At 69.5% G+C, this 4,323-nt stretch carries 4 protein-coding genes and 1 pseudogene; all 5 read right to left on the reverse strand.

Annotated elements, in window-relative coordinates:
- On the reverse strand, positions 1–1,091 hold a 1,091-nt coding region (gene tilS / locus ACH107_RS30485; protein ID WP_412509445.1), incomplete at its 3' end, for a tRNA lysidine(34) synthetase TilS.
- Positions 1,082–1,924 carry a tol-pal system protein YbgF gene (ybgF, locus tag ACH107_RS30490; RefSeq protein ID WP_412509446.1) on the reverse strand — a complete coding sequence of 281 codons (843 nt, stop codon included), beginning with the start codon at positions 1,922–1,924 and terminating at the stop codon, positions 1,082–1,084. The genes ybgF and tilS, both read right to left, overlap by 10 nt.
- An 11-nt stretch (positions 1,925–1,935) precedes the next feature.
- Positions 1,936–2,442 (reverse strand): peptidoglycan-associated lipoprotein Pal, encoded by a 507-nt coding sequence (gene pal / locus ACH107_RS30495; RefSeq protein ID WP_412509447.1) that lies wholly within the window; start codon positions 2,440–2,442, stop codon positions 1,936–1,938.
- 78 nt (positions 2,443–2,520) lie between these two features.
- Positions 2,521–3,849, reverse strand: a complete 1,329-nt coding sequence (gene tolB, locus ACH107_RS30500) for a Tol-Pal system beta propeller repeat protein TolB (protein WP_412509448.1) — start codon at positions 3,847–3,849, stop codon at positions 2,521–2,523.
- Positions 3,846–4,323 (reverse strand): annotated as a pseudogene (locus ACH107_RS30505) (energy transducer TonB); the annotation flags it as partial. The gene tolB and the pseudogene ACH107_RS30505, both read right to left, overlap by 4 nt.

Consider the following 4,323-nt stretch of genomic DNA (forward strand, 5'->3'; position numbering starts at 1 on the left):
GCGCGCAGCCCCGCCATCCCCAATGCCGCCACGATAGCGCCCGGCGTCTCGGGCCCGGTGATGCGCCAGCGCCCGTCCCACAGCGCGCCGGGTAGCGCCGTCTCGCCCGCCAATGCCCGCGGTTCGCGCGAAACCCGTATCGCGCGCGGCCTGACCGTGACAACACAGCCCTGCAGCGTCATGCCGCGCCCCGCCGCGATCGTCTCCGCCAGACGGCGCATCGCGCGGCGGCGCGGGGGATATTCCGCCCCCGAAACCCAGCCGAGCGCGTGGCGAAGCAGGCGACGCGCGATTTCATCTCGCAACGCGTCAAAACCGGGCCGCGCGACCAGCAGGTCCCCCGCCTCGATCCGCACCAGCGCCCGGGCGGCGTCATGGACATACCCGTCCAGCGTGTCGTCCGCCTGACGCAGGTTCCCCACGACACGCACCAGCCCCGGCGCCGTGATGCCCATGGGCGCCAGCTCGGCAAGCGCGGCACGCGCGCGCACCCGCGCGTAATGTGTGTCCACGTTGCCGGGGTCCTCGACCCAGCTCATGCCGCGTGCCCGCAACACGTCGCGCAGGGTCTCGCGGGTGATGTCCAGAACCGGCCGGCAGAAGGTCACGCCATCGACCTCCCGGTGCGGGGCCATGCCCGTCAGCCCTTCGAGCCCCGCTTCACGCGACAGGCGCATCAGGAACGTTTCCGCCTGGTCGTCCGCCGTGTGGCCAAGCGCGACATGGCCGACGCCGCGTTCCGACGCCCACCGCGCCATCAGGCCATAGCGGGCGCGGCGCGCCCTGTCCGGCAGGTTGCCCTGCCCGTCCCAGCCGCGCCATTCCCGCGTATCGTGGGGCACGCCAAGCCGCGCACAGTCTGCCGCCACCCGCGCGGCCTCGTCAGCGGCCTCGGCGCGCAGACCGTGATCGACGGTGACGGCGCACAGGTCCGGGCCGCCCATGTCGCGCCATGTGGTCAGAAGTGCCAGCAAGGCAAGGGAGTCGCTGCCCCCCGACACGGCAACGCCAAGCACCGGGGGCGGGTCAGGCCCGAAGAACGCCGCGATCCTTTTGACCAGCGCCGCGGCGTCCCGCTCGCTCAGCTGCATCCCAGCCGCGTCATGGCCTCCGCCGCGCGCCCGGCCGCCTCGCCGCCCGGGAAACGCGCGCCGACCTCGCCGAGCGTCAGGCAGGCTTCGTCCGTCTTGCCCATGCGGCCAAGCGCCTCGCCGAGACGATACAGCGCCTCGGGCGCCTCGGGGCCATTGGGCGCCGCGCTGAACGTGTCCAGGTACGCCCGCGCCGCGCGGTTGGTCGCGCCGGCCTGTTCCAGCGCCTCGCCGCGCAAGAGCCGCGCCCGAAGCATCAGCGGCCCGCCGGGGTAATCCGCCTCGAACGCGGCGAACAGGTCGGCCGCGGTCGCGTGATTGCCCGCCTCCAGCGCCGCCTTGGCCTCGTCGAACTGGGCCTGTTCGCTGACGGCCAGCTGCGGCCCCGCGGGCTCGTCCGGGTCGCCGGCCCCTGCCGATGCCCCGGCGTCCACGTCGTCATCGGCCACGCTGCCCAACGTGCTGCCCGGTTCGAACCCGGCGATATCGCAATCGCTGTCCAGCTCGCACACCCTGAACTCGAGATCACCCAACCGGTTGGTCCCGTCGCGAACGACCCGCTCGATGCGGAATTCCAGACGCTCGGTCTGCGCTGTCAGGTCCTGCAACGCGCTCTCGATGGCGTCCACCCTGTCCAGAAGCGACCCGCCGGAGGCGGACATGCCGTCCGCCCCGCCCGTCGTGCTGAGTTCCCGCTTGAGCCGTTGCAACTCCACGTAAAGCACCGACAACTCCTGCCGGATATCGGCCAGCGTTTCATCCTGCTGCGCCACGGCGGGCGGCACGGGCATCAGGAAAACGGCAAGGGCAAGTGACTGGAGAACGCCGCGCATCGCCCGCCCCGTCAGCTTGTCGGCACGGCCGAGATGACCGTCACGGCGCGGCGGTTCTTGGCATAGCAGCTCTCGGCGCTGCAAATCTCGATCGGCCTTTCCTTGCCATAGCTCACCACGCGCATGCGGTCGGCCGGCACGCCCTGGCTCACAAGGTATTCCCGCACGGCGTTGGCGCGCCGCGCCCCCAGCGCGAGGTTGTATTCGCGCGTGCCCTGCTCGTCGGCGTGGCCCTCGATAACCACGTCGTACTCGCCGTTGGCACCGAGCCAGTCGGCCTGCCCGTCGAGCGTGGCCTTGGCCTCGGAGGAAAGCGACGACTGGTCCACCGCGAAGAAAACGCGGTCGCCGACCGCCTGCTGGAAATACTGCGGCGTCTCCGGCGCGGGCATGCCGGCTGCCGTGCCGCCGGCCCCAAGACCGCCGCCCGCGGCGCCATCATCGAACCGTCCGGCGCCGCTGCACGCCGCCAGCGACACCCCCACGATCAGAAGAAATGTCTTGCTCAGATACGTCATCGAATTGCCCCGCTTTTTCATCACTGCCTTGCCACGGTTCTAGCACAGCGCGCACGGCAAGAAAACGCGCCATGCATGTCAATCCTGCAACGGCGACCACGACGGATCGCTGGCGCCGGTATCGGTGGGGATCTGGCGCAGGTTGCGGCCCGTGATGTCCACGGAATAGAGGCTGGCCCGCCCCTGCGCGCCCTGCGTCTCGCGCGTGAACATGATGACGCGCCCGTTGGGCGACCATGTCGGCCCCTCGTCAAGAAACGACGCCGTCAACAGCCTTTCCTCGCTGCCGTCGGTGCGCATCACCCCGATATGAAACCGCCCCTTGGACTGCTTCGTGAACGCGACGAGGTCCCCGCGCGGCGACCAGACCGGGGTGCCATAGCGCCCCTGCCCAAAGCTTATGCGCTCCGCATCACCGCCCCCGGCGGGCATGATGTAAAGCTGCGGACTGCCCGAGCGGTCGCTTTCAAAGACGATACGCGTACCGTCGGGGCTGAAACTCGGCGCCGTCTCGATCGATGGCGCGCTCGTCAGCCGCGTGCTCGCCCCCGATGATATGTCCATCCGGTACAGGTCCGTGTTGCCACCGCGCGCCAACGAATAGACCACCGTTCGCCCGTCCGGGCCAAAGCGCGGCGCAAAGCTCATCGTGCCCTCGTCGGTCGGCAGGACGCTGCGTTCCACCCGGCCCACGTCCATCACGTTGATGCGCGGAAAGCCCGACTCGTAACTGGTATAAAGCACGCGATCCCCGCTGGGCGAAAACCGCGGCGCCAGCACGATCGCGGAACTGTCGGTCAGGTACCGCACGTTGGCCCCGTCGTAATCCATGATCGCCAGCCGCTTGGCGCGGTTGTCCTTGGGGCCGGTCTCGGCCACGTAAACCACCCGGCTGTCGAAATACGGCGCCTCGCCGGTGATGCGGGAATACACCTGGTCGGCCACCTTGTGCGCGATCCGGCGCCAGCCCTGCTGGGTACCGGTCAATTGCAGGCCCTGCCCCAGCTCCTGCCCGGCGAAGACGTCGTAAATCCGGAAGCGGACCGCCAGCTTGCCGCTCGCGTCCGCCGTCACCGCGCCGCTGACCAGCGCCTGCGCGTTGATCGCACGCCAGTCCGAGAACTCGACCGGGCTGGAAAAGCTGGTGAGCCGGCTGATGAAGGCGTCGGGCGGGATTTCCCGGAACAGGCCGGTGCCCGTCAGGTCGGCGGCGATGACATCGGCGATCCGGCGCCCGAAATCCGCGCCGGTCGCGTCCTCCGACAGGAAATCGGGCACGGCGACCGGCAACGGCTCGATGACGCCTTCCGTGATTTCAATCCTGAGCGGCCCGTCATCCTGCTGCGCCGCGACCGGCGCGGCCCACACGCCAAGGACCGCCACGAGGGTGAATAGAATGCGCATCATTTGATCCTCATTTTCTCGGGATTGAATGTCATCTCGATGTCCCGCCAGCGTTCGTACTTCTCCGGCGGCAGGTCATAGCCGCGCAAGCCGCAGCGGATGATCGCCCGCCGCGCGGCCTCGAATGCCTGCCGCGCCGCGGCGTCATCTCCACCGGTCGCGCTCAGCAGCTCGATCGTCTCGCGCCGCGGCGTGCCATCCTTGTTCATGCTGACACCCAAGACAACCGTGGTCCGCAACGCCGCCGAACTCAGCGACCCGACGTTCCAGCACTGCTCGACCGCCACGCGCAGCGCGTCCTTCTCGCCACGCGACAACGGCGGGCCGGCCGGGGCCGTGTCGCCGTCGGTCTGTCCCATGGCCTCGGCCAGCGCGTCGGTCACCGCGCTCTCGTCGGTCTCGGCCCCGTGGGGATCACACCCAGCGCATAGACATGCGGCGGGCGGTTGTCCGAGATGAACTTGCTTTCCTGATAGA

The sequence above is a fragment of the Roseovarius halophilus (ex Wu et al. 2025) genome (genome assembly GCF_047086965.1).

Excerpts from the sequence above, each read along its gene's own strand:
- ybgF (WP_412509446.1), bottom strand. The coding sequence starts at position 1,924 with ATGCGCGGCGTTCTCCAGTCACTTGCCCTTGCCGTTTTCCTGATGCCC.
- pal (WP_412509447.1), bottom strand. The coding sequence starts at position 2,442 with ATGACGTATCTGAGCAAGACATTTCTTCTGATCGTGGGGGTGTCGCTG.
- tolB (WP_412509448.1), bottom strand. The coding sequence starts at position 3,849 with ATGATGCGCATTCTATTCACCCTCGTGGCGGTCCTTGGCGTGTGGGCC.